The sequence below is a fragment of the Qipengyuania sp. B-5 genome, from assembly GCF_056857815.1.
Window position 1 is genome coordinate 101,019 of the sequence record NZ_JBSXNU010000052.1, and the last position, 23,785, is coordinate 124,803.

Sequence of the window (23,785 nt, forward strand, 5' to 3'; positions counted from 1 at the left end):
TGGAAAGCACGTCGTAGTGTAAGATGCTCCGAACAAACTTGAACTTTGTTCGGGGCTATAAAGAGCACAGCAAGAGCGGGCAGAACCGCTAGCCCTGTGCCTTTGCAGGCGAAGCCCATTCAGCCGTTGATGCACCTGTTCCTCGAACAATGCAGACGCCGAGCGATATCAGGCAAACGAGCCAGAAGATCACCACGAAAGGCGCTTCATTGCCGACCAGAATACGCGCCGCCAGGGTCGCCGATAAGGCAAGCGGCACTCCGACAACCAGGCCCCACCATGCGGAACGCAGCAGAGCGGATGGTACTCCGCGACGCTCGCGCTTGTTCAGCCAAATAAATGTGCCGGTTGCGATGACCACGCTGAGCGCGATGCCGAACAGGATATAGGCGATCTTCACCGGCAATCCGCCATAATTCCCGAAATGCAGATTATAGGTCGATGCGGCGAGTTGCTGCCCGATCGTGCCATCTGCCATGCCCACCGTGCCCTTGAAATGCCCTTGCGCATCGAAGGCATAGTATTCGCCGAAGATCAGGCGCTGCGAATGCAATCCGACGATCTGGATGTGCTGACCCACGGTCCCAGGATCATGCAGGATGACGTAGGATGGGCGGATTTCCGGGAATTGGCTGGCCATATGGGCAAGCGCGGGAACCGTATTTGCAAGCGGTGCCTTGGTGGCGTCGGCTTCCGGTTCGCTCCCGAAGATCGGTGCGATGGCAGCCTCGCTATCGCCGGAATATGCGGTCGCTGCCATGCTGCCACCGCTTACATAGAAAAGGCCGATCATAGAGCCGGTCAAGGCAATCGCGATTGCGAATGGCAGCGTCCAAACCGCCAGGCGGTTGTGCCAGTCGACGGTCGAAACCTCGTCCCCGCGACGGGCCCTCAGGCGGAATGCGTCGCGAAAGATACGCGGATGCGCCAATACGCCGGAAATCGACAGGGCTACGATCATGGCACCGAAAGCACCAACCAGGGTCATCCCGATTGTCGCGGGCAGATTGAGCCGGTAATGCAGCGCGAGGACAAATTCCGCCCAGGCATTTTCCTCGGGCACGGCGATCTCGCCGTCACGATCGATATGGAAGGCTTGGGTATCCGTAGTGATCGTCGTTCGCGGCAGCGCGGGCGTCGGCAGATGGACGAAGACATGCGTCGTGGTTGCCCGGTCGCTTTCGCTTTCAAGCACGTTTTCGATCGCACGCTGCACGGTGGGCGCGTCGATGGATGTCATTTCGGGCACGGCCGGCTGCTCGATCCGTTGCCATTCTTCGTAAAGAACGATCGCCGTGCCGGTGACGCAGATGAGATAGAGCAGTGCACAACACAGGAGCCCAATCGACGAGTGGGCCGACAGGCTACGCTGGACGATTCCGCTTTCTGCTTTGCCGTTCATGCTGTCATTCCCTGCGAAAGTAGAAGTGGAACGGAAATGGCCGCTACCCCGGCTATCAAGGCCAGCTGGTAAGAGCGTCTCTGCATCATCATGACCGCAAACGCCAGGACGGGCCAAACCAATGGCACGACGCCAAGTACTGCAACATTCCCGTTCGCTTCGGCACCCCCCCCGATCAATATGAGTTCACGGATCGCCAGAGCGAGAGTCAGAGACGCGAGAAGACACAATGGGCCGGCGACAAGAAACGTGACGCCTGCACCCCATTTCGACATTTTCCCACCCGCAATTTCGCCATTCTGATTGCGCAATATCCGCTTTGCGCTGCGGCGCCTTGCGCTGGGTTGTGAAGCCGCAACAAGTAGTAGCGCCCCTGCAGCCGTCATCGCTCCGAGGGAAACCACAGATACGCCCCACGCGCCGGCACCTGCTCCCCCACATATGATGGCGAGACCCAACAAGCTCCATCCGGTCAGGTTAAGCTCGGGCGAGCGTGTGGCACGACCCCAGGAAAGGCGTAATACGCCAATCCCGGTAATCGCGAGGCAGGTGCCTAGCCAGATGTAGACTTGATTCCCCATCAGAAGTTGTAGGTGAGCGCGCCGTTGATGCTGCGCTTTTCGCCGGGGAAGCAATCGCCGCGAACGAGGCAGACAGAGTAATACTCCTCGTTCGTGACATTGCGTGCGGTCACCCGCAATTCGAACGGACCGAAATCATAGCCTGCGGACAGGTCGCCAACCGTTCGGCCGTCAACGCGATAGGTCAGCAGGCTGCCGTCGATCGCCGAAAGACCGCTGCTTTCATTGCCGCCTACATAGCGCACGCCGCCGCCCAGGCTGAGTCCCTCCAGCGCACCCGAAAAGGAATAGAGCGCGAACAGCGAAGCCTGCCAGTCGGCAATCGAAGTCAGGCGGAGGTCGTTGGGATCTTCGGCATCGAGATAGCTTACATTGCCATCGAGCCGGAGGCCGCCAAGGAATGCGTTAGCTTCCAGTTCCACGCCGCGGACCTTTGAAACGCCTTCCTGCTGGCTGTTGCCCCCGACCAAAGAATTGGGATTGGGAAGATTGGAAACCTCGATGTCGAACGCGCTCATAGTGACGAGAGCATTTACGCCGGGCGGCTGATATTTGACGCCGACTTCATACTGACGGCCCTCTTGCGGGAGAAGCTGCTTGTTCGTGATCGTATCGACGCCGACGACAGGTTCGAAACTCTCCGCATAGCTGGCGTAAGGCGAGATACCTTCCGGGCCGCGCCACAGAATGCCAAAGCTGAGACTGGTTGCGTCGTCTTTCTGCGTGCTGCCATTCTGCACGCGGTTGGTAACATCATCGAAGCGAATGCCAGCATTGGCGACAAAATCGCCGAAGCTCATCTGGTTGGATATGTAGAAGCCCGTGGAGTCTACATAATTCTTGGGACCGTCGCCCTTGAACTGCTCGACTTCGGCAACCGTCGGTACATCCAAATATTGGGGATTGAACGCGTTGAGGGTGCGGTAGGCATACAGATAAGCCGTATCGGAATCCGTGAAGACGTTCTGATGCTGGACCCCGGCCAGAAGTTCGTGTTCTATCGGTCCTGTGGCGAAGTCGGCCCGCGCGCGCACGTCGAACGCCAATTGCTCGCTACGGTTATCGGCCAAGTAGAAGGTCCAGCCACCGTTGCCATCGGCATCTATGCGCGGCACGCCATTGCCGGTGAAGGCTATCCAAGCCTGGCGATAATCTGCCTGAGTATCGAGATAGCGCCCTATACCTTCGATAGAGATCGCTTCGCTGATTTGCTGTTCCGCGATCAGTGTGAGGGCAAAGCTTTCAGTATTGTAAGCGTTGAACCCGGGTGCACCGTGATAGACATATGGATCTATTTCCTGTCCGTCTGCGGAGGGGAACAACGTGCCCGTGACCGGCAGGAACTGGTGCGCAGTATCGGAATCCTGGTCTGAATAATTGGCAAGAATCGTGATTTCGGTGCCCGGCGCGGGCCGGGCAGTGAATGCCGGGGCGATCACCAGCTTATCGTCAGCCACTTCCTCAATCTGCGTATCCGAATCGCGCAAAAGGCCTACGAAGCGGAATTGCGCACTGTCTTCGGCGCCGGGAATGGCGATGTTGAAATCCGTTGCAATCTGCTTTCGGTCGAAGCTGCCATAATCCAGCCGGACCTCGCCTTCGGTTGTGCCGTGCGGGCGCTTTGTCACAACGTTGATGATCCCGCCAGGCGATCCTGCCCCGTAAAGGACGGATGCCGGACCTTTCAGCACTTCGACCTGCTCCAATGTGTAAATGTCCTGGCGCGTGTTGTTGTAGAAGCCGAACAGATACTGAAGGTTGTCGCGGTATTCCGGTGCATCGAGGCCGCGAACCTGGGCAAAGTCGCCCCGGGTCGAGAAGCCGAAAGGCTCTGCGGTAACACCGGCAGAGTAGGTCAGGACATCGTCGAGCGACTGCGACCCTTTTATCACGAAGTCGCGTTCCGTCTCGATAGAGATCGAACGCGCGGTTTCCACGATCGGGGTATCAGATTTGGTGGCGCCAAAATCGGTCAGGGCCCCGGTTACGACAATTGTATGCTCGTCTCGTTCATCGGAGCCCCCGGTCTGGGCTTCCTGTGCAAATGCGGGTGTTGCGGTCAGTACGGCGAGCGGCGCTATTGTGGCTAAAAGCGAAAGCCTCATCTCAATTTATCCCTGTTTTTTTATTCACGAGTCGCGTGATGCGACCTTGCCGGCCTCCGCTATTGCGAATGAGTAGCATTTACAACCCCTGAGTTGGCAGATAGCTTTCAACAGGTGAGTAAGGAGGATGAGGAATGGTCCGGGAAGTGTGCAGAGATTATGCCGAGATCATCTTTGTGCGCCTGTTCAGGCTTTGGGAGATGGAGAGGCATGGATCCGCGAATGCTGCTGCTCAAAAGATCTCTCCGCCGATGAACGGGTACTTCTTGGCATCGTAAAAGTAGCCGCGCATCTCGAACCCGGCAGCGGTTCCACCGATATTCCTCACGGCCTCCCGGGCGCAATCCATTGGGCGGCGCTGGCTGTTAGACGAGCTTTCGGCGTCTCTGACCGGGATGCAGTATCCGAAGGGACATTCTGCCCTTTTTCGCGGTCTGCCGCGTGATCGATTAGGCTGCCTTGAAATCCATTGCCGCGCCGTTGATGCAGTGGCGCTTGCCGGTCGGTTTCGGGCCATCGGAGAAAATATGGCCGAGGTGTCCGCCGCAATCGGCGCAGTGCACTTCGGTGCGGGAATAACCCAGCTTGAAATCCGTGGTGGTGCCGCCCGCGCCCGGCAGCGCCTTCCAGAAGCTTGGCCAGCCGGTACCGGAATCGTATTTCGTTTTGGAACTGTAAAGCGCGTTTTCGCAACCAGCGCAGATAAAGGTCCCCGCCCGGTTCTCGTCGTTAAGCGGTGACGAATAGGGGCGTTCGGTCGCCGCATTGCGCAGCACGTTGAACTCGCTCTTGGTCAGCTTCTCCCGCCATTGCGCCTCGGACAGCTTGACGGGGAAGCTCTTGGCCTCAGCCCGGCCCGACCCGCAGGCTGCGAGTGCGGCAAAGCTGGCGGTTGCACCGATCCAGCCCAGCAGGCCGCGGCGGGAAGGACGGATATCGGCAAGTTCGGTCATGCGAGACACCTAGCATACTCAGCATGAACAGCCGGTTTCGGCGTCAGAACTCGGTGATCTCCACTTCGAGCTTGCGAAAGCCATGCACGAAGTTCGCCCGTACCCGTTCGACATCGCCTGCGACATGCACACGCATTCGGCGTTTGTGCATTTCTTCAAGAAGGACGCGCAGTTGCAGTTCTGCCAGCCGCGCACCCACGCAGCGGTGTATGCCATAGCCGAAAGCAAGGTGGCGGCGGGCGTTTTCGCGCGTGATGTCGAGCTTGTCGGGGTTTTCGAAGACTTCTTCGTCGCGATTGGCGGATAGGTACCAGAGGACGACCTTGTCGCCCTTCTTTATCTGTTGCCCGAATTGCTCGGTATCCTCCGTGCAGGTCCGGCGCATATGCGCAAGCGGGGTCTGGTATCGGATGCATTCCTGCACCGCATTGGGGATCAGTTCGGGCTTCTCTTCGAACAGCTTCCTTTGATCGGGAAACTTGTCGAAGGCATGGATGATTCCGCTCATCGTGTTGCGCGTTGTGTCGTTGCCGCCAACGATCAGCAGCACGAGATTGCCCATGAATTCTTCGGGGCTCTGCTGGTTCATAGCTTCGGAGCGGATCATCATCGAGATGAGATCTTCGCCCTCGGGGTTCTGCGCGCGTTCGCCCCAGAGCGACATGAAATACCCGGCCATTTCGTGCAAGAAACCGCGGCGAAGATCGTCGAGCGCCCGCACACTGGCGAGTTCCGTGTCCCCGGACCAGTCGGACCACAGCGTCAGCAGGCGGCGGTCTTCCCAGGGAAAGCCAAACAGGATCGCCAGCATGCCGGTGGTCAGTTCGATCGAAACCTTGTCGACCCAGTCGAAGACTTCCCCGCGCGGCAGCGAATCGAGGCATTCGCCCGTGCGCCGCCGGATTTCCGTCTCCATATCGGTCATCGCCGATGGGGTGAATTTGGGTGCGACGGTGCGGCGCTGGCCGGTATGCTTGGGCCGGTCCATCGCAATGAACATCGGCAGCTCGAGCCGCTCTTCCTCGGGAATGTCATCGGGACGTTCGAGGATGGTGATCCCGCCATGCTCCCAGCTGGAGGAGAACAGTTCCGGCAGGGCCTCGATATGCTGGATGGGCTTGTGCTGAACGACCGCCCAATAGGGGCCGTAGGGGCTTTCCGGGATATAGTGCATCGGGCCCGCCTCGCGCATTTCCCTGAAAATCGGGTGCCAGGTGTCCTCGGCATAGATGTCCGAGCGGCTTACATCCCATTTGTGCGTGTGCCGCAGATGGTCTTCGGGATGTTCGTCGAAATGCTTCTTGAGCGATTCGTAGGCTGTGGGGCCCGTGCGGACCTGCGGTCTTTCCGGCGCGGTTGTTGCCATCGTCATCTCTCCCGTTTGGCGCGCGCCTGTTCGGATGCGCATCGTTCTCTCTCGTGTGCATCCTGCCTTAACTAACAGGTGTGTCAATAGTGCGTTTTAAAAGCGAACCTAATCTGATCGGTGCGCAAATTCGTCTGCCCCATGACCCTATTTCGTGGGGGCGGAGACCGGCTGCGCTCTTTTTCCTCTCGGTCCGCGCCCACCCTTGCCCGACTTCATTACGCGGCGCCGAAACAAGGTGGCACCGCCCTTGACGAATACTGCGACGCAAAGGGCCTGCCAGACTATTGCCAGCAGATGAGGCCAGATTTCGCCAGACTGCGCAGCGCGGGCCAGCATGGCGAAGGGAGAGGAAAGCGGAAAGATCGCCGCAGTGAGTTCAAGCGGCGAACCAGGATTCGTCATCGCAAACGCGGCGAGAAAGAAGACCATCAGCTGCGCCATCGTTACCGGCATCGAGAGCGTCTGGACCTCGCGTACGGTGGTTGCCATGCCGCCGATCGTGAGGAACAGCGAACCGAGGATGAGATAGCCCATCGAGAAATAGACCACGCCGAGAAGTATGAAGAGCGGCCAGCCAAGCGCAGGCTCCGGCAGGCTCGGTAGAGATTCCCCCGCCAGCGCGCCGATCCCGGCACCAAACACCCCCCATACCGCAATGCCGACAAAACTCACGCCCAGCATCGCAAAAAGCTTTCCGAAAAAGACCGAATCCATCGGGATCGCAGCGGCGAGTACTTCGATGACCTTGTTCGCCTTCTCCTCGACAAGGTTGGACAGCACCATCCCGGCAAGCAGCATCATCAGCAGGAACAATAGCAACTGGCCCGCCTGTGCCGTGCGGATGCGGGTGGATTTCGCGGCGGCGGCCGTGGTCTCCACCCGACGTTCGATAACCTTCGGAAAACTGGTGGGCGCGGTGCCCGAGGCCATTGCCGCGAGCAGGGATATCGCGCCGTCCCAGCGATGGATCTGCACATGCGTGCCGGTAAGTTCCGGTTCTGCAAGCGTACCGGTTACGACCACCGCATAATTCGATGTGCGCAGAACGGCCTCGGGCGAGAAATCGGAATTGTCGCGACTGGCCTGTTCGATCACAGCTATCTCTGGCAATCCGTCCACATTGCCCTTCGCGGTACGACTTGCAGCAAGCAAAGCCTCGTTGTCCGCATCCGACATCGCCAGCGCGACGGTGTTCACTATCGCTTCCCGCTGGACCTGTCCGCCGATACCCCCGGCCAGCGCGCCGACGATAATCGGAAATAGAGGCCCGAGAAGAAAGAAGAAGAACGCGCGACTGAACAGGATTGCCTTGAAGTCGCGGCGCGCGACAACCCATGCTGCCTGGAGGAAGCCGAGGCGTGAGGCTTCGTTCTCGCCGCTCATTGCTGGATCTCCGCCTCGAGCTGCCTGGCCGCTGCCTCGCCGGCGATCTCGACGAAAGCATCATGCAGTCCGGCGCGTTCTATCGAGAGCGAAAGAATTCCGGCATCGCCGTCGATCAACCGCTTGAGCAAGGTTTCGATGCCGCTGTCGGGTATCGGAAAGTACCAGAAGTGACCACCGCCAGACTTCGCATCGTGCCGCGCTTCGGCTGGCAGGGCGGAACGCCAGTCGCCTGTCGCATTGCGTGTTTCAAGCCGAACCTGGGCCGGGATACGGTCACGCGCCACATCGACCGATCCGGCATAGGGCACGCGACCTCCTGCGATGATTGCGACATCGTTACACAGGCGCTCGGCATGGTGAATCACATGGGTGGAGAAAATCACTGTCGTGCCTTCTTTGGCCAATTCACGGATCATGGCTTCCAGCTTGCCCTGGTTGATCGCATCCAGACCGCTGAATGGTTCGTCGAACACCACCAATCGGGGGCGGTGGACCAGTGTGCCGAGAAGCTGCACCGTCTGCGCCATGCCCTTCGACAACTGGCGAATCTGCCGATCGATGGCATGGCCCATGCCGTGACCCTCGAGAAGTTCGCGCCCCCGCCTGCGGCCTTCGTCCAGCGGCAGCCCGCGCAGCGCGCCCATGAAGGCGATAGCCTCGTCGCATTTCATTGCCGGATAGAGCCCGCGTTCCTCGGGAAGATAGCCGATCCATTTGGCGATTTCGTGCGGCCGGTCGTGCCCGAATACCCGCCGAACACCCTCATCGGGATCGATGATACCCAACAACATGCGCAGCGTCGTAGTCTTGCCTGCACCATTGGGGCCCAGGATGCCGTAAATCGCGCCTTGCGGCACGCTGATATCGACGCCGTCGACCGCCAGCGTGTCGTCGAACCGTTTGACCAGTCCGCGCGCCTCGATGGCAAGCGGTCGGTTGTAATGATCGTCGTTTCGCGACATCGCCTGCGTATGGCTCCCCTGAATGGTGAGCGAGTTAACCCTCCGAAGTGAACGGGAGCAACAGCAAGCTTGGTTAAGAAAGACACATTGTCCGAATTGCAGCAGGCGCTGAAGCGTGAGGCGCGCGCATTGGGCTTCGTGGCTTGCGGCTTTACCGGCGCTGGCGCCGACCCGCTGCGAGCGGAGCGGTTTGAGGAATGGCTGGGCAAGGGCCGCCATGGCTCGATGGAGTGGATGGAGAGCCGCAAGGATCAACGGGCGTCACCCCAGGGCCTGTGGCCCGAAGCCAGAAGCGTGATCGCACTGGGGATGAGCTATGCGCCCGATGTCGATCCGCTGGCGCTGGAGGGTGATGACGAAAAGGCTCGCATATCGGTCTATGCGCAAGGGCGCGATTATCACGATGTCGTGAAGAAGGCGCTCAAGGCTCTGGCACGCTGGCTGATCGCCCGGGCGCCGGAAAGCCAACTCAAGGTTTTCGTCGATACTGCACCGGTGATGGAGAAGCCGCTGGGCGAAGCCGCAGGGATCGGCTGGCAAGGCAAGCACACCAATCTCGTCAGCCGCGAGCATGGCAGCTGGATGTTCCTGGGCGCGATCTATTCGACGCTCGAATTCATCACGGATGCCCCGCATCGCGACATGTGCGGATCATGCCGCGCCTGCCAGGATGCTTGCCCCACCGATGCCTTCCCCACGCCCTACCGGCTCGATGCACGGCGCTGCATTTCCTACCTCACCATAGAGCACAAGGGACCGATCCCAGAGGAGTTCCGGGAAAGTCTCGGCAATCGCATTTATGGCTGTGACGATTGCCTGGCGGTCTGCCCCTGGAACAAGTTCGCCGATACCGCGCATCGTCACATCAAACTTGCCCCGCGCGCGGAATTGACTGCTCCACTCCTCGCCGAATTCCTCGCCTTCGACGATGCGGGCTTCCGGAAGTTCTTTTCCGGCTCTCCGATCAAGCGCGTGGGGAGAGACCGCTTTGTGAGGAACTGTCTCTATGCTGCGGGAAACAGCGGCAATGTAAAACTGGCATCGATTGTCGAACGGTTGAGGCAGGATCCGGACCCGGTCGTTGCGGAAGCTGCGGGCTGGGCGGCAAGTAAGCTCAGCCCATCTCCTTGAGCGGTACTCCGGTGTCCGCCAGCAGTTCGGGATCGATCTCCGCACGGTTCATCACTAGTTTCCGCCCCTGGGCATAGTCACGCGTGTTGTTGATGCAGTCGAGGGCGATAACTTCACCTTCCCTGAGATAAACGAGGCTGAACTTGCGCTCTGCGGGATCGCCGCGCATCACCGTCTGATCATATCCCGTGGCGATGCCGACGGTCTGGAGGCGCAGGTCGTACTGGTTCGACCAGAACCATGGCACGGCATCGTAATCCTGCTTGTCGCCCATGATGGCCTTGGCCGCAACGCATGCCATGTCATTGGCATTCTGAACCGATTCGAGGCGAATGACGGCATTGGCGGCATAGGGATTGGAGTGCGCAGCACAATCGCCGATGGCATAGATATCGTCGAGCGAAGTACGGCAATAGCTGTCGACATCAACGCCATTGCTTCCCGCGGCACCTGCAGCGATCAACGGGCCAACTGCGGGCACGATTCCAATTCCCACGATCACCAAGTCGCAGGCGATCGTTTCGCCGCTCGACAGGGTAACGCCGGTGACCTTCTCGTCGTTGCCTTCGATCCGCTCGACTGCGGTTTGGAGCCGGAGGTCGACCCCTTGCCGCCGGTGCTCCTGGGCGTAGAAGTCTGAAACTTCCGGCCCTGCGACACGCGCCAGCACCCGCTCTTCCATCTCGATTACTGTCACTTCGAGGCCTTTGCTGCGAAGTACCGCAGCCGCCTCCAGGCCGATATAACCGCCCCCAACAACGACCGCTTTCCGCGCTCCGGCATCCAGCTGGTCCTTCAGCGCATCGGTATCGCGCCTTCCCCGGATCGTGTGAATCCCGGTCAGCTCCGCTCCTGGACAACTGAGCCTCCGGGCATCGCCGCCGCCTGCCCATATGAGTTTGCGATAGGTTACGCTGGTATTGTCGGAAAGGATCAGCACGTGCTTCATCCAATCGACTTCGTTCACGTTTGCACCGAGCCTCAGCGTCACGTCGCGCTCGGCCCAGAAAGCTTCCGGTCTGATGAGTATTTTTTCGAAGGGCTTGTCGCCAGCAAGATATTCCTTCGAAAGCGGCGGACGCTCGTAAGGGGGATTGCGATCGCGGCTGACCATGAGGATGGTATCCTCATGGCCCGCCTGGCGCAGGGCTATCGCCGCCTGCGCGCCGCCGTGTCCCGAACCCACGATGACGACGTCATAGTGCTCCATGGCGCTAAGGGCTGGCGTCAAATGGCCGCGCGGTCAAGCGAAGAGCGAGGCATCATCGCGCCAGAAGGTTGCGCGCCATGCTCGCAATCTGCGCGAGCATGGCGGGTGCAACCGGCGTCTGGCCTTGTGCGCGTTCCACCATCGTGCGGAACTGGCGTACCGCGACTTCATGATCGGACAGCCAGCCTTCGACGACCCGCGGCATGTCTTCCTTGGCCCCCTTCCGGCGCGACAATCGACGCAGAAGTTCGAGTCGCATCTGCTGGAAATCGCGGGCCAGGCCGGAAACCAGCAGGCGTTCCCAGACGTCGGACGGGTTCATCGTCGCTGCCGTGCTCTGCGCCCAGTCGATACCCATCTTTCCGCCGATAACGGTGAAGCCTTCGGTTATCATCCGCGCTCCGATGTCGGTGTCACTCGCCAGTTGCGCGAGGCCTACCGAACCGTCGAGATCGAACATATGGGTGACCCGGTCAGCCACGGCATCCGGGGCTCCGGCCTTGGTGAAAGTTTCATGCAGCCTGGCAGACTGACTCTTGAGCTCGCTGCCGAGCAGCTGCTGCGATGAATCGACCAGCACGCGCACGCCCTTGCCAAGCTGGGCGACCATTTCGGCCGGCTTTACCTGACCCGCGCCGGTCCGCAGGACGTCGGACATGAGATTGCCCGTCGCTGCCGCCAGCCGGTCGAACATGAGCAATCGCGCGCCTTCCTCCATCTGGGCGGTATCGAGTTCGGCCCACAGGCTGCGAAGATCGAACAAATGTGCCACGGCGACGAAAGCTGCGGCGACTTGCGACAGTTCGACGCCCTCTTCTTCGGCCAACTCGAACGGATGAATCATCCCGAGGCGATTGACCATGGCGTTGGCGAGTTTGGTGGCGATGATCTCGCGGCGCAGGCGATGGTTTTCGATCTGCGCCTTGAATTTCTTGCGCATCGGTGTCGGGAAGCTGCGCAGCAAGAGATCTTCCAGAACCGGATCGTCGGGCAGGTCACTCGCCTCGATTGCATCCTGCAGGACCAGTTTGCTGGACGAGAGCAGCACGGCGAGTTCGGGCCTGGTCAGGCCTACGCCGTCGGCTGCGCGCCGCTGGAGTGTCTGGTTGTCGGCCAGCCCCTCGGTCCGCCGATCGAGATTGCCGCCCGCCTCGAGCGTTTCGATCAGATGCAGTTGCGAGGCCATCGCGCGATCTCCGCCGATTTCGGCGATCGACAGCGCTAGCGCCTGGAGGCGGTTGTCTTCGAGAACGAGCTCCGCGACCTCGTCGGTCATTTCCTCGAGCAGTTTCACACGCTTGGGTTCGGTGAGCTTGCCCGAACGCTTGGCCGCGGCGAGCGCAATCTTGATATTGACCTCGTTATCCGAACAGTCGACGCCGGCCGAATTGTCGATGAAATCGGTGTTGCAGCGGCCACCGCTCTGCGCGAATTCGATCCGGCCTGCCTGCGTGACGCCGAGGTTGGCGCCTTCGCCGATAACCCGCGCCCGCACTTCCCTCGCATCGACACGTAATGCATCGTTCGCCGGGTCGCCGACCTGTACGTTGTTTTCGGCCGCTGCCTTGATGTAGGTACCGATCCCGCCAAACCAGACGAGGTCGACCGGCGCTTTCAAGATGCCCGAAATCAATTCTTCCGGTTCGATCTCGGACACGTCGATATCGAGCACCTTCTGCATCGCTTTGGACAGCTTGATGGTCTTGGCATCGCGCGGATAGACGCCGCCGCCGCGCGAGATGAGATCGGCGTTGTAGTCTTCCCAGCTAGAACGCGGCAGGTCGAACATACGCGCGCGTTCCTTCCAGCTCTTGGCCGGATCGGGATCGGGATCGAGGAAGATGTGGCGATGGTCGAAGGCGGCGACCAGCTTGATCGCTTTCGACAGCAGCATGCCGTTGCCGAACACGTCACCGGACATGTCACCGCAGCCGACCACCCGGATGGAATCGGTCTGGACGTCGATACCCATCTCGAGGAAGTGACGCTGGACGCTGACCCAGGCGCCCTTGGCGGTGATGCCCATGGCCTTGTGATCGTAGCCCTTCGAACCGCCCGAAGCGAAAGCATCGTCGAGCCAGAAGTCCTTGCTTTCGGCAATCGCGTTGGCGACGTCTGAGAACTTCGCCGTTCCCTTGTCCGCAGCGACTACGAAATAGGGATCTTCCCCATCGGTGATAACGACGCCTTCGGGATGTACGACCTTGTCATCGACGATGTTGTCTGTGACCGAAAGCAGGGTGCGAATGAAGACTTCGTAGCTGGCCTGGCCCTCGGCTGCCCAGCCCTCACGGTCGATTGCGGGATCGGGCAATTGCTTGGGATAAAATCCTCCCTTCGCGCCAGTGGGCACGATCACCGCGTTTTTCACGCGCTGCGCCTTCATCAGGCCCAGAATCTCGGTGCGGAAATCGTCGCGCCGGTCCGACCAGCGCAGGCCCCCGCGTGCTACCGGACCCGAACGCAGGTGGATGCCCTCGACGCGGCGCGAATAGACGAAGATTTCGCGCCAGGGGATCGGCTTGGGCAGGTTGGGCACGAGCGAGGAGTCGATCTTGAACGCCAATGCTTCGCTTCCCGCAGGGATAAAGCAATTGGTGCGCAGGATAGCATCGATCAGCGCGTTGTAGAGCCGCAGCAGACGGTCGTCGTTAATCGCCTTGACCTTGGCAAGACCGCGCTTGATGCGGCCCTTTGCATCCTCGACCGCACCTTCCCGATCGCCCTTGAATGCGGGATCGTGGCGTGCGGTGAAAAGATCGATCAGTGCGGCGGTGATTTCGGAATTCTTGGCCAGTGCATCGACCACCGTATAGATGGTAAAGCCCATGCCGGTCTGGCGCAGGTAACGATAAAAGGCGCGCAACCAGTCTGCCTGAGCCGCACTGAGTCCGGCTTCCGCGACGAGACGGTTGAACACGTCGTTTTCGGCATGACCGTTGAGCACAGCGGCCACCGCAGCCTCAATCGCGTCGGATCGTTCGACGAGGTCGGAGGAATCCACTCCCGGTGCCAGCTCCAAGGCGAAATCATGAACCGTGCCGAGCTGGCCGTCGTTCAATACCGTCGGCATTTCGGACTGAACGTGGAAGCCGAAATTTTCGAGCACCGGAACTGCATCGGAAAGCGGCAGGCTGCCTTCGGCCTGATAGAGCTTCAACCGCAGACATGCCGGATCGTCGCGCTCGCACAGGTAAAGGCGAGCGCCGCGATGCGGAGCGTCATCTTCCTCGTCCTCTTCGGCATGGATGCCGAGTGCGCGCAGCCGGGCGATGTCCTCGGCTGCCTCGCGCGGACCGAAACGCGCACGATAGCCGGTGGGGAAGCTTTCGGCGAAGCGCATGGCGAGCGCCGCGGCACGGCCCTTCTCGACCATCGTGCCGAGCTCGTTCTCGACGGCCTCGCTCCAGCCTCGAAGGAGTGTCTGCAGTTGTTCTTCCAGCAACGCCTCGTCGGGTGCCTTGGCACCGTCGCGAATGTCGAGAACGAAACGCAACATGGCGAGATTGCCGCCTTCGACCTCGAGGCTCCAGTCGAGCAGGCGCGCGGCCGCGTTTTCTTCCAGCAGCGATTTGATCTGCAGGCGCACCTGCGTCGCCAGCATGTCGCGGGGCAACCAGACGAAAGCGAAGAGGTGCCGCGCAAGCGGCGCTTCGACCAGCGCAAGACGCGGCCGCGGACGATCCACCAGCGCCATCATCGTGGTTGCGACACGTTCGGTATCGGCGACGCTGAAACCGATCAGGAGATCGTGCGGTAGCGCCGTCATCGCATGGACCAGCGCCTTGCCGGCGTGCCCACCTTCGTCGAAATTGAGCTTCTTGCGGATACCGTCCAGCCGCTCGCGCAGAATTGGCACGGCACGCGGCGGCGCAGCCAGCGCTGCGCTGGTCCATACGCCGGCATGAACCGATAGCGCGACCAGCTTGTCGCCCTCGCGCCGTGGCAGGATGAAGAGGTCCAGCGGTACGGAACGATGAACGCGCGAAAGGTGATTCGCCTTGATGATCAGCGGCGTTCGCCTGTCACCCTTGGTCTCGAACCATTTGAAGGCGCGATCGAAATTCGCATCAACCAACAGCTGCGGTTCGCCCGCGCGGCAGATACCGAGCGGATTTTCCTGTTTTCCGTTGCGCAGACGCACGACATGCCCAAGCTGGGTCAGCATGCCCGAATCGAGCCATTCCAGCAGGGCGCGTCCTTCCGCATCCTCGATTGTCGCGGCATCCGATTGCATCTGGTCCCGCAGCTTGGGCCAGTCGTTCACTGCGGCGCGGACATCTTCGAGCGTAATTTGCAGCGCTTCATCGAGTGCGCGCCGCTGCTTTGCATCGACGCGCGCAGTCTCGATATAGATCATCGATTCCCAATAGGCGTCGTCGGGTTCGCCCTCGAGGATGCTGGCGAGCTTGCAGTCTTTCGTGCGCTCTACCGGCACGACCGGGTGGACCAGCCGGTCGATCGAAATGCCCAGGGCTGCGATCGCATTGGCTGTCGAATCGACGAGGAAAGGCATGTCGTCGTTGATGATGGCGATGCGCGTGTAGCGCTGGCCTTCGGTGACCGATTCGATCGCGATCGCCGCTTCGCCATATTGCCGCTGCTGCGCGGTTTCGATAACGAATTCCGCGGCTTCCTTCATCCGCGGACCATCGAAGGGGGTATCGCCAGGAAGCAGCGAATCGCGCATGTGCTGCACGAGCGCCTTAGTCTGGACGGCGGGGGTGGCGGCGGTCTTGGAACCCATCGGGGGCCTCTCGCTTGCGACGCGCGATAATTGCGGCGCCTTGAAATATCCGAGTCGTGCCCGGACCGGTAAGTGGCGGCGATTAGGCCTCTTGAGAGGGCACTGCAAGACGCCGTTCGTGCATTTTTGCAAACCTATGCGCGAACCTGTGCCGTAACGTCAGACCAATGCGGCCATTGCGCTTTCCAAGCTGTCGATACGTGCCTGCGGGTCGAAGGTGGGACCTGCAAAAATAATCTCGTCGGCACGGGTGCGCTGGACGAATGCCTGCACCGCATCCGCACATTGCTGTGGCGTTCCGATGGCGCTCGCCTGGCCAATATGCGCGAGCATGGCTTGCGCCGTCGGCGGAAGCTGGTCGCGATAACCCGCGATCGGAGGCTTCAGCTTCGAAGGCTTCCCCGTGCGAAGCGCGACGAAGGCCTGCATTTGCGAGGTGGCAAGCGTGTCGGCTTCCTCTTCGCTATCCGCGCAGAACAAGTTCATCGCCGCCATCACATGGGGCCTTTCGCACGCGTCACTAGGCTGGAAGTCGCGGCGGTAAAGTTCCAGCGCGGCATCGAGATGGTCGGGCGCGAAGTGGCTGGCAAAGGCATAGGGCATGCCCAATCGTGCGGCGAGTTGCGCCCCGAAAAGGCTCGATCCGAGCATCCAGAATTCCGGTTTTGCCCCGAGGCCGGGTGTCGGATGAACCGCACCATCGCCCGCCATGAATGCCTGCAGTTCGACCACGTCCTGCGGAAACATTTCGGCTGCACGGTGGAGGTCCTTGCGCAGAGCCCTTTGCAGCTCGGGACCCGCCCCCGGCGCACGTCCGAGACCGAGATCGACCCGTCCCGGAAACAGTGCGTCCAAGGTGCCGAATTGCTCGGCGATCTGGAACGGCGTGTGATTGGGCAGCATGATCCCGCCCGAACCGATGCGGATAGTGCTCGTTGCATTGCCGATGTGCGCGAGCACTACGGAAGTCGCCCCGCCGGCGATGCCCTCCATCGCGTGATGCTCTGCCACCCAGTATCGCTTGCAGCCGGCGTTCTCTGCCGCTCTGGCCAAATCGACGGCGGCCGCGAAAGCTTCACTCAGGGTTCCGCCTTCGCGGACGGGGACGAGATCGAGGATGGAATATTGGGTCATTCGGCAGCGGGGGTTTCCAATTGTTCGAGATAGATCTGTGCGCGTTCGGCTTCCGAGCTGCCAGGTGCGACGTCGATTACCGATTCAAAGCTCGCCCGTGCATCCTCTGCGCGGCCGGACATTGCGGCAATCACGCCCGCCTCCAATCCGATTTGCGCATCACGCGGGGCCAGCATGGCTGCATGCTCGATCTGGCCTTGCGCCTCGCCCAACCGTTCCAGCCTGCGGGACAGAGTAGCGGACAATAGCCACGCCTCCGCGTCCAGTGGGTCTGCGTCGCGCGCTTCGGCAAGGGCCGAAGCTGCATCCTCTGGACGACCGAGACGAACCAGCACCCGGGCGAGGTCGACCCTTAGATCCGCACCCAGTTCATCGTCTTCCGCTGCAAGTGCCAGTTCGCCAGCGCGGTCGAGCAGCGGGAGCGCCGCTTCGGCATCCCCCTGAGCCATGGCCGCGTTTCCCGCCATGGCGGCAAGCCTGGCGCTGTAGGCAAGATTGTCGGCCGGAGCCTCTCCGCTGGCCAGTTCGAATGCCTCCCGGGCTTCGGTCATCCGGTTCGACTGAACTAGCGCGAGACCAAGGCAATGCGCGGACTGGGCCATTTCCAATTGGGTCTGCGCCCCTTCGCGCCATCGCTGCGCGGTATCGAGTGCCGCTTCGGGATCCGTAGAGGCCTGCCTGAGGCACTTCGCCAGTTCGGATGGCTGGGCCTGCTCTACAGGCTCGGAACGCGGCGGCCGGTCTCTCAGTTCTTCGGGAACTTCGGGCATGGCGCCATGGCCCGGGAAGGGGCCGACCTGGAGGACCGAAAGGGCGACGGAAGCGAGAAGGTTGGTCAAACTGTATCCCTATCCTGGAGGAGACCGTCCACCGTGCGCAGCAGCAGGGCGATATCCTGCGAACGCGAAAGGCGGTGGTCGCCATCCTTGACGTAGGTCACTTGAACATTGTCCGAACGCAAAGCTTCAGCGAGGCGCTGGCTGGTTTTCCACGGCACGTCGGTATCGCGCTGGCCGTGCAGCAGGCGCACAGGTGCGTCGATGGCTATCGTTGTGCCAAGCAGGCACTGGGCCTGGCCATCGGCGAAGAAACCGGCATGGGTCGGCGTGGGTTCGGGTCCGTAGGGGTTGGCTTCGAACACGGTTTCACCAGCGGCCATCTGCGCCTTCTGGGCGTCCGAATAGCCCCAATCGGTAAAGTCCGGTGCGGCGGCGATACCTACCATGCCCGCCAGCCTGTCCCCCAGTTCCCGACCCACCAGCAGCATCAGCCAGCCACCCATCGATGATCCGAGGAGCACGACCTCGTCCCCGATATATGCCTCGACCAGCGCCATCACTTCCTCGCGCCAGCGAGTCAGGGTTCCGTCGGCGAAATCTCCTTCGCTGCGCCCGCATCCGGAATAATCGAGCAGCAGACAGGCGCGGCCGTGTGCCTGCGCCCAGTCGAACAAAGCCGTCGCCTTACCGCCATCCATGTCGGACATGTAACCGGGCAGGAAGACGAGCGTCGGGCCCTTGCCCTCTAGGTGGCGAAAAGCGATCCGTCGCCCGTCGGGCATGGCGTGATATCGAACGTCGTTCATGCTGGGCACGATGTCGGGCCGTTCACCGGCCAATGCAAGTCTAGAAGAAATCGAACTCTTCCACGTCCGGGTCTTCCTCGCACATAGATTTGAGCGCGGCGAATTCCTCATCGGTCAGGACCGGGGTAAAGCTCTTGCCCTTCGCTGCCGCGCGATAGGCCTGCGCCCTTTCGCGCGGATCGGGATGGCTCGACACCCAGCCGATCACGGCATTCTGCTCTCCCTCGGCATCGCCGCCGATGCGTTCGAAAAACCTCGCGGCACCGAGCGGCGAAACATTGCTTTCCGCCATGCGATCGCGGGCATACTCGTCCGCCTCGCGCTCGGCATCGCGCGAATAACCCATCGACGCCAGCCCGAAAACCGTTTCGCCCATGCTCGAATTCGCGCCCGACAGCAGGATCGACAGGCCGAACTGTCGCAGCAATGCCGTCATGACATGACGTTCGCGCACGTGGCCGACCTCGTGGCCGAGCACGCCCGCGAGCTCCTCTGGACTTTCGGCGTCCTGCACCAGACCATCGAACAGCAAGACCTGCCCGCCCGGCAGGGCGACCGCGTTGACCATCCCGATATTGGCCACTCCCGCGCGGACTTTCTGCTGTTCCGGATCGACCGCTTCGAGCAGTTTGGCCAGCGCGGCATCGCCTTCCTTGGTATGACACAACCGGTTGCCCATATCGCCGACCAAGGCATCGCCCAGGTTCCGCTCCCAGCTTTGCGGCACACGCGGGCCCAGCCATTCGGGGGCGGTCATGAACAGCGCCACGGCCGCGATACTCACGGCCGCGAAGATCGCCGTCGCCTTGCCGATCCCTAGCTTGTCCACCCAGGCTCCGTAGACCTGTTTGGCCGGCAGCTTCGAAGCGAGGCCCGACGGCAGGCCGGTGGGCAGAACGAGCCGGAAGTCTCTATTGCTGGTGCGTGTGTAGATCAGTTCTCCGGCACGCTCCTCGCCATATTCCAGATCCGCGAAAGGCACTTCCATCGAACCGCTGGAGCCCTGCAAGACCAGCAGGTCGCCCCCGTCCCAAACCGCCTCGCCCTCGTGGCGGATGGCGGTGTGGCCGTCGTACCATTGCGCGGATGTCTGGAAGGCTTCGTCCATGCTCCTAGATCGCCCCGATGTCGAACGCGTCCAGCAAGCCTTCGCCGTGTCTGGCGGTCGCGGTAGTGGACTGGGTCAGTTCGTCCAGCAGGATATCGCCGCCCGCTTCCATATGGGTGACGAAGAATTTCCAGTGCCGATAGGACAGGAAAATGAAACCGAGTCCCAGGGTGAAGACCACGATCAATACATCTCCGATCAGTAGTTTGACCCAGTCCATGGTCGAGGCTTCGAAGCCGAAGTGCAGGTCCTTCCAGTGCGTCGAGCCCACCGCTTCGCGGTAGAACTTGGCGAAGAAGGCCACAGCGATAAGGCCGAGACCGAAATAGAAGAACAGGCCGAGGAGGATGAACGAGGTCACCAGGCCGATCCCGGCGCCTTCCTCTCCACCGATCCCGTATCCGGCAAGTCCGCCGGTCGCCGCTGCGATCACCCCGCCGATGAAGAAAACGAAGGGAGACAGATAGAAAAGCAGGAAACGCGCAAAGACATTTGCGGCATCGGCATTTGCTTCGAACCGGTAGGGGCCGAAGCTCATCTTGCTCCAGCGCTCGTTCCACAGGCTGGTCATGGACCAGGGGATGAGCAGGCCGAGGGCGAGATAGCCCACGAAGGTCTTCCACATATAGGAAAGGCCGAAGGTGAAACCCTGATCGTCGCTACCGCCACGGATGCCGCGCCAGCGGGTGCGCGACAGGCGATAACGCAGCGCACGGAATCGGGCGAGACCGGTTAGATAGAAGATCATGAACAGCGGCAAGAGCCCGAGCATTATCCCTGCCGCCTCATAACCACGCAGTACCAGCGCCTGCGAAACGAACTGGATGCCGAACAGAGGGATAGCGAAAAGCAGCATCACCAGCACGAAGCCGATGAAAAGCTCCTTGCCGGTTCCGGTCCATTCAAGCCGTTCGTCGACGAAGCGCGTATGCGACCACAGATACTTCCGCTCGCGCGTGGTCGCCCAGAAGCGGTAGATACCCAGCGTCACGATGGTGAGCAGCAGATTGGGCAGCGCGATCTTGGCGAAATCTTTCCAGTTGCCGTCGAAACCGAACGCACTTTCGGCCTGTATGTCATCGTAATGCATGAAAAGGCGACCCCCCAGTCAAATGTCGGTTCACTATCCCCGTCCGGGTTCGACATTCGATGGGAGGGCCGTCCAAGTCAAGCGACCCTCTTTCAGTCGCGCTGGAATATTTCCTCGATAGCCATTTCAAAGACGTCGGCGATCCTGAAGGCGAGCGGGAGCGAAGGATCGTACCGTCCGGTCTCGATTGCATTCACGCTTTGCCGACTGACTTCGAGCAGGTTGGCAAGGTGCTGCTGGCTCCAGTCGCGCTCGGCGCGAAGGACCTTGAGGCGGTTCTTCATTGCTCGCGCACTTTCTGCCACAGCTGGCCGATCCCGAGGCCAACCGCCCACACCGGCAGGACCCACCATGCCCATATATGCGGCACCAGTTCAAAGGTTTCGAGGAAGCCGTAGAAGATGCCGAGCGTCAGCACGAGGCCGAGACCGAACAGGGCGCCCATGATCGTACGATGCCGAAGGTACTCGTCCTTCTCGTCGACCAGATAGCGGCCCATGGCCCAGATGATCCCGAGCGTGGGGAGCGCGGGCAGCATGGCGAGACCAAAAAGAACGGGCCCGGTGATTTCGTAATTGCGCCACAGCGTGATCGCGATGCCGAGGCCGAGCACATAGCCGATGCTGCTGACGACGACACGCTTGTTATAGAGCCGCAGGGCCTCGCTCGAACAGCCGCTCTTGGCCTGCGCCCGGATCATCGGAACGAGCAGCACGCAGGCCAGCGCCATCAAGATGAAGCCGGTCGGGCCATTGATTGCGCCGCCGAGCTTGAGGGCTCCGATGATGGCCACATTGGCAAGGTAGAGGCCGGCCCAGAAGGGGACCGACTTCGTGAAACTCTTCCCGGCGCCGGCGCTCATGCTGCACCTCGCTTCAGAAGATTGCAGGAACAGTCACGACGCAGCCAAGCGCCGGAGAACAGGGCAAGGAGGAGAAAGGGCGAAAACTGCGCCACCTCCTCGGGCACGATGTCCAGGATAGCCAGGAAGGCGATGCCGATCATCGCTGAAGACAGAAGCAGCGCTTTGCGGATTTGCGTCATGGAAAGTGTCCTTTTCTCGATGTAAAGGATGTTTGTCATATCGCCTTCCACTTGTCAAGTACGCTTTCCAAATAGGCGTGGTTTCTTGTCATGACTCAATGCCCGGGCTTGTCATCTGGCTGCCATCAAGCGCAGTCATGGATCGCATAGGGAGTATCGCCGCATGTCATTCACCGAACTGCCTGAATCACCCAAACTCGCGCCGCTCGACCGGCGAACTCTTCTCAAGGGTGGCCTGCTTGGCGCAGGATTGGCCGGGGCGCCGCTTGCTGCGCAAATCCCGGAACGCCAGCAGGGCTTCACCCACGGCGTCGCGAGCGGCGAGCCGGGCGCGGATCGCGTGCTCTTGTGGACGCGCTATGCCGGTGGCCAGGAAACCTCGCTGACCTGGCAGGTGCTGACGGCGGACGCGAATATGCGTGTCGTGGCCGAAGGGCCTGTCGCGGCTTCTCCTGAAAACGACTTCTGCGCCAAGGCCTGGGCGAACGGGCTCGAACCGGGCCGCTGGTATCACTACCGCTTCGTGGCGCCGGACGGGTCCATGTCGGATCTTGGCCGCACGCGGACCCTGCCCGAAGGACCTACCGCGCGCTGGCGCATGGCGGTGTTTTCCTGCTCCAACATCGGTTTCGGCTGGTTCAACGCCTATCGCCATGCAGCCGAAGCCAACGAATTCGACTGCGCCCTGCATCTGGGCGACTATTTTTACGAGTATCCGCAGGGCAGCTATCCCTCCCAGCGCGAATTCCTGGATGGCCGCGCCCCGCTCGATCCAGCATCGGAAACGGTCGCACTGGCCGATTACCGCGCGCGGTTCGCCCAGTATCGTTCCGACGGGGATTTGCAGCGTCTGCATCAGCTCTATCCGATGATTGCGGGCTGGGACGATCACGAAAGCACGAATGACAGCTGGGAGGGCGGTGCGCAAAACCACCAACCGGAAACCGAAGGGTCCTGGCCGGTCCGCAAGGCAGCGGCGATGCGCGCCTATCGCGAATGGATGCCCGTATCGGACGAGCCATGGGCCGCTTACGAGGTGGGCGACCTTGCCACGCTGTTCCGTCTCGAAACCCGGCTTACGGCACGCTCGCAGCAATTCGATTACAACAGCCTGCTTCGCGGCATGGCGTCCCCCGAAGAAGGCGTCGCACGTCTCGCTGCCTTTCGTGACGGTGAGTATGTCGATCCTTCGCGTGAAGTCCTGGGCGCGGCACAACAGGCCTGGCTTGCCGAAGGCATGAAGCGTTCGCGCAGGGACGGGAAAATCTGGCAGGTACTCGTGCAGCAAGTGCTGCTGGGAAAGGCCGCCTCCGCGACATCCCTCACCGACAACCTCCCCGATGGCCTGCCCGAGTACGTGCTTGAAAGGGTCAGGGCAAGCGCGCTCGCCAGCAGCGCCGAGCTGCCGCTCAACATGGATGCCTGGGATGGCTATCCCGCCGCCCGTGCCCGCCTGTACGAGGCAGCGCTGGCCGCGGATGCCAACCTCGTCAGCCTTGCTGGCGACACGCATAATGCCTGGGCTTTCGACCTGGCTCACGGCGGGGAAGCGGTCGGCGTGGAATTCGGCGGCCAGTCGGTAACTTCGCCGGGCTTCGAGAATTTCCTGCCGCAGGTTGCGCCTGGCGACATTGCCAACGCACTTGTCGCGCGCAATCCCGAACTGAAATGGATGGATTCGTCGAGGCGGGGGTACATGGCCGTCGAACTGACTCCGGGCCGATCGACCAGCGAGTATCGTTTCCTTTCCAGCGTTCGCGAAAAGGGGGCAGGTGTGGTCGCTACCCATAGCATTTCCACCCTCGCCGGCGCGCGCCGCCTCGATATCGGTTGAGATTTTAATCTCTCCCGGTTATCGCGAAAGACATGACGCAAATGCGCGACACGACTACGACTACTACCACCCCGGCTTTCCGGGGGCGGATGGTCGCGATCTGACGCGATACTCCGCCGCCCGGTTTCGGGCGGCACGGCGTTA

Annotated in this window: 18 protein-coding genes; 2 read left to right on the forward strand and 16 right to left on the reverse strand. The window is 61.1% G+C overall.

Annotated features, from left to right (window positions below; all coding sequences use genetic code 11):
- Positions 1-88 precede the first annotated feature (88 nt).
- The 6 genes from AC13CE_RS11940 to AC13CE_RS11965 form a co-directional block, all read right to left on the reverse strand.
- Complete coding sequence (locus tag AC13CE_RS11940; protein WP_482972551.1) at positions 89-1,402, reverse strand: PepSY-associated TM helix domain-containing protein; 1,314 nt, start codon at positions 1,400-1,402, stop codon at positions 89-91.
- Between the two features lie 580 nt (positions 1,403-1,982).
- Complete coding sequence (locus tag AC13CE_RS11945; RefSeq protein ID WP_482972552.1) at positions 1,983-4,088, reverse strand: TonB-dependent siderophore receptor; 2,106 nt, start codon at positions 4,086-4,088, stop codon at positions 1,983-1,985.
- A 449-nt stretch (positions 4,089-4,537) separates the two neighbouring features.
- Entirely contained in the window at positions 4,538-5,041 is a 504-nt protein-coding gene (msrB, locus tag AC13CE_RS11950; RefSeq protein ID WP_482972553.1) for a peptide-methionine (R)-S-oxide reductase MsrB, read from the reverse strand.
- 43 nt (positions 5,042-5,084) lie between these two features.
- The gene (locus AC13CE_RS11955) at positions 5,085-6,407 is read right to left on the reverse strand and encodes a cytochrome P450 (protein WP_221538660.1); all 1,323 of its coding nucleotides are present in this window, start codon (positions 6,405-6,407) and stop codon (positions 5,085-5,087) included.
- 147 nt (positions 6,408-6,554) lie between these two features.
- On the reverse strand, positions 6,555-7,793 hold the full coding sequence (locus AC13CE_RS11960; RefSeq protein ID WP_473821984.1) for an ABC transporter permease: 1,239 nt from the start codon (positions 7,791-7,793) through the stop codon (positions 6,555-6,557).
- On the reverse strand, positions 7,790-8,758 hold the full coding sequence (locus AC13CE_RS11965) for an ABC transporter ATP-binding protein (RefSeq protein ID WP_473821985.1): 969 nt from the start codon (positions 8,756-8,758) through the stop codon (positions 7,790-7,792). Before AC13CE_RS11965 ends, AC13CE_RS11960 begins: the two co-directional genes overlap by 4 nt.
- Before the next feature lie 69 nt (positions 8,759-8,827).
- On the opposite strand from AC13CE_RS11965, the gene queG reads away from it, so the two are divergent.
- Positions 8,828-9,889 carry a tRNA epoxyqueuosine(34) reductase QueG gene (queG, locus tag AC13CE_RS11970; RefSeq protein ID WP_473821986.1) on the forward strand — a complete coding sequence of 354 codons (1,062 nt, stop codon included), beginning with the start codon at positions 8,828-8,830 and terminating at the stop codon, positions 9,887-9,889.
- Here queG and AC13CE_RS11975 read toward each other — a convergent pair.
- The 10 genes from AC13CE_RS11975 to AC13CE_RS12020 form a co-directional block, all read right to left on the reverse strand.
- The gene (locus tag AC13CE_RS11975) at positions 9,873-11,099 is read right to left on the reverse strand and encodes an NAD(P)/FAD-dependent oxidoreductase (RefSeq protein WP_482972554.1); all 1,227 of its coding nucleotides are present in this window, start codon (positions 11,097-11,099) and stop codon (positions 9,873-9,875) included. The two genes, queG and AC13CE_RS11975, sit on opposite strands and share 17 nt — an antisense overlap.
- 52 nt (positions 11,100-11,151) lie before the next feature.
- Entirely contained in the window at positions 11,152-15,846 is a 4,695-nt protein-coding gene (locus AC13CE_RS11980) for an NAD-glutamate dehydrogenase (RefSeq protein ID WP_482972555.1), read from the reverse strand.
- Between the two features lie 159 nt (positions 15,847-16,005).
- Positions 16,006-16,980, reverse strand: coding sequence for an LLM class flavin-dependent oxidoreductase (locus tag AC13CE_RS11985; RefSeq protein ID WP_221538486.1), 975 nt, complete (start codon positions 16,978-16,980; stop codon positions 16,006-16,008).
- Positions 16,977-17,819, reverse strand: a complete 843-nt coding sequence (locus AC13CE_RS11990) for a tetratricopeptide repeat protein (RefSeq protein WP_473821840.1) — start codon at positions 17,817-17,819, stop codon at positions 16,977-16,979. Before AC13CE_RS11990 ends, AC13CE_RS11985 begins: the two co-directional genes overlap by 4 nt.
- Positions 17,816-18,565 carry an alpha/beta hydrolase gene (locus tag AC13CE_RS11995; protein ID WP_482972556.1) on the reverse strand — a complete coding sequence of 250 codons (750 nt, stop codon included), beginning with the start codon at positions 18,563-18,565 and terminating at the stop codon, positions 17,816-17,818. The genes AC13CE_RS11990 and AC13CE_RS11995 overlap by 4 nt, the downstream gene beginning before the upstream one ends.
- 40 nt (positions 18,566-18,605) lie before the next feature.
- A complete protein-coding gene (locus tag AC13CE_RS12000) occupies positions 18,606-19,673 on the reverse strand; it encodes a M48 family metallopeptidase (RefSeq protein ID WP_482972557.1) in 1,068 nt (355 codons plus the stop codon).
- 4 nt (positions 19,674-19,677) lie between these two features.
- On the reverse strand, positions 19,678-20,763 hold the full coding sequence (locus AC13CE_RS12005; RefSeq protein ID WP_482972558.1) for a YjgN family protein: 1,086 nt from the start codon (positions 20,761-20,763) through the stop codon (positions 19,678-19,680).
- A 92-nt stretch (positions 20,764-20,855) separates the two neighbouring features.
- A complete protein-coding gene (locus tag AC13CE_RS12010) occupies positions 20,856-21,047 on the reverse strand; it encodes a helix-turn-helix transcriptional regulator (RefSeq protein WP_473821184.1) in 192 nt (63 codons plus the stop codon).
- Positions 21,044-21,625, reverse strand: coding sequence for a hypothetical protein (locus tag AC13CE_RS12015; protein ID WP_473821185.1), 582 nt, complete (start codon positions 21,623-21,625; stop codon positions 21,044-21,046). Before AC13CE_RS12015 ends, AC13CE_RS12010 begins: the two co-directional genes overlap by 4 nt.
- Entirely contained in the window at positions 21,622-21,858 is a 237-nt protein-coding gene (locus AC13CE_RS12020) for a hypothetical protein (protein WP_482972559.1), read from the reverse strand. The genes AC13CE_RS12015 and AC13CE_RS12020 overlap by 4 nt, the downstream gene beginning before the upstream one ends.
- Before the next feature lie 112 nt (positions 21,859-21,970).
- On the opposite strand from AC13CE_RS12020, the gene AC13CE_RS12025 reads away from it, so the two are divergent.
- Positions 21,971-23,641: an alkaline phosphatase D family protein gene (locus AC13CE_RS12025; protein WP_482972560.1), complete on the forward strand. Its 1,671-nt coding sequence runs from the start codon at positions 21,971-21,973 to the stop codon at positions 23,639-23,641.
- Positions 23,642-23,785 lie beyond the last annotated feature (144 nt).

Coding starts and splice junctions, on each gene's coding strand:
- AC13CE_RS11940 (WP_482972551.1), bottom strand. CDS start 1,402: ATGAACGGCAAAGCAGAAAGCGGAATCGTCCAGCGTAGCCTGTCGGCC.
- AC13CE_RS11945 (WP_482972552.1), bottom strand. CDS start 4,088: ATGAGGCTTTCGCTTTTAGCCACAATAGCGCCGCTCGCCGTACTGACC.
- msrB (WP_482972553.1), bottom strand. CDS start 5,041: ATGACCGAACTTGCCGATATCCGTCCTTCCCGCCGCGGCCTGCTGGGC.
- AC13CE_RS11955 (WP_221538660.1), bottom strand. CDS start 6,407: ATGGCAACAACCGCGCCGGAAAGACCGCAGGTCCGCACGGGCCCCACA.
- AC13CE_RS11960 (WP_473821984.1), bottom strand. CDS start 7,793: ATGAGCGGCGAGAACGAAGCCTCACGCCTCGGCTTCCTCCAGGCAGCA.
- AC13CE_RS11965 (WP_473821985.1), bottom strand. CDS start 8,758: ATGTCGCGAAACGACGATCATTACAACCGACCGCTTGCCATCGAGGCG.
- AC13CE_RS11975 (WP_482972554.1), bottom strand. CDS start 11,099: ATGGAGCACTATGACGTCGTCATCGTGGGTTCGGGACACGGCGGCGCG.
- AC13CE_RS11980 (WP_482972555.1), bottom strand. CDS start 15,846: ATGGGTTCCAAGACCGCCGCCACCCCCGCCGTCCAGACTAAGGCGCTC.
- AC13CE_RS11985 (WP_221538486.1), bottom strand. CDS start 16,980: ATGACCCAATATTCCATCCTCGATCTCGTCCCCGTCCGCGAAGGCGGA.
- AC13CE_RS11995 (WP_482972556.1), bottom strand. CDS start 18,565: ATGAACGACGTTCGATATCACGCCATGCCCGACGGGCGACGGATCGCT.
- AC13CE_RS12000 (WP_482972557.1), bottom strand. CDS start 19,673: ATGGACGAAGCCTTCCAGACATCCGCGCAATGGTACGACGGCCACACC.
- AC13CE_RS12005 (WP_482972558.1), bottom strand. CDS start 20,763: ATGCATTACGATGACATACAGGCCGAAAGTGCGTTCGGTTTCGACGGC.
- AC13CE_RS12010 (WP_473821184.1), bottom strand. CDS start 21,047: ATGAAGAACCGCCTCAAGGTCCTTCGCGCCGAGCGCGACTGGAGCCAG.
- AC13CE_RS12015 (WP_473821185.1), bottom strand. CDS start 21,625: ATGAGCGCCGGCGCCGGGAAGAGTTTCACGAAGTCGGTCCCCTTCTGG.
- AC13CE_RS12025 (WP_482972560.1), top strand. CDS start 21,971: ATGTCATTCACCGAACTGCCTGAATCACCCAAACTCGCGCCGCTCGAC.